Genomic DNA, 1,009 nt, shown 5'->3' with positions numbered 1-1,009 from the left:
GTCCTGCGGGTCGGGGACGCGTACGGCCCGCGGGCGGGGCGGTGGACCCTGTGGCCGGTGCTGCTGTTGCGGGCCGGCCGGTTCGTGCTGGTGGGTGGCGGCCGCGGCGTGCTGAGCCCGGTCCATGTCGACGACGTGGTCGGCGCGGCGATGGCCGTCGCCGCCGCGGACCGCTCGGCCGTCGCCGGCGAGGTCCTGCATGTCACCGGGGGTGAACCGGTGCCGGCGGCCGAGTTCTTCGGGTATTACAGCCGGATGCTGGACGTTCCCCTTCCCCGGTCGGTGCCGGCCCGGGTGTTCGAGGCTGTGGACGCGTGGGAGCGGGTCCGCGCCCTGGCCCAGGGTCACCGTGGCGGCGCGGCATTGGCGCCGGGGACGGAAGCCGCGCAGGTCGCGGTGCCCACCGCGGCGGGGGCTGGGGCCCCCGTCGAGGCTCGGGCCGGTGGCGCCCGTGCCGGTGCGCAGGCGGCGCTGCCCGCCGGCGGAATGGGTGGTGTGCTGGTGCGGGGCATCGGCGCTCGGCTCGCCGCCGGCGTCGATCCGCGGGCGAGGGCCGACCTCGGCGCCCTCGGCGTGCGGGAACTGACCCGGCCGGCCGGCTTCTCCGGTGCGCGGATCCGGGACCGCGTCGGTTGGACACCGGCCGTCCCGCTGGCCGACGGGATGGCCCGGACGGAGGTGTGGCTGCGCGAGCGCGGGCTGCTCGGAGTCCGGGAGCCGTCACGCCGTGGCTGAGGTGCGTCACGGGTGAGGCCCGTCATGGCGCAGGTGCACCGTGGGTGAAGGGCCGACCCTCACGACCCCCCGACTGCTCGCCCTGCCACTGACGATCTGGAACGCAGGTTACGTCGCGGAGGAGCTCGGCGCGGCGCTGGCGTTCACGGCGGTCGCCGCGCCACCGGGTGGTCGCGGCGCGGCGAGGGTGGGCGCCGTCGGTGGCCTCGTCGGCACGGATCCGTACGCTGCCCTGCCCGATCCGCAGGATCCGGTCGGGTCGCTGCGCCGGGAG

At 77.2% G+C, this 1,009-nt stretch carries 1 protein-coding gene and 1 pseudogene; both read left to right on the top strand.

The window, feature by feature from the left end:
* A partial coding sequence (locus MXD58_RS25475) for an NAD-dependent epimerase/dehydratase family protein (RefSeq protein ID WP_518478685.1) occupies positions 1-735 on the top strand: 735 nt, incomplete at its 5' end.
* Positions 736-775: 40 nt separating this feature from the next.
* A pseudogene (locus tag MXD58_RS25470) lies at positions 776-1,009 on the top strand (GNAT family N-acetyltransferase); the annotation flags it as partial.

Source organism: Frankia sp. AgKG'84/4 (assembly GCF_023242965.2).
GTDB lineage: Bacteria > Actinomycetota > Actinomycetes > Frankiales > Frankiaceae > Frankia.
The sequence above is the reverse complement of the archived record's forward strand: the minus strand, read 5'-3'. Positions and strand labels throughout refer to the sequence as shown.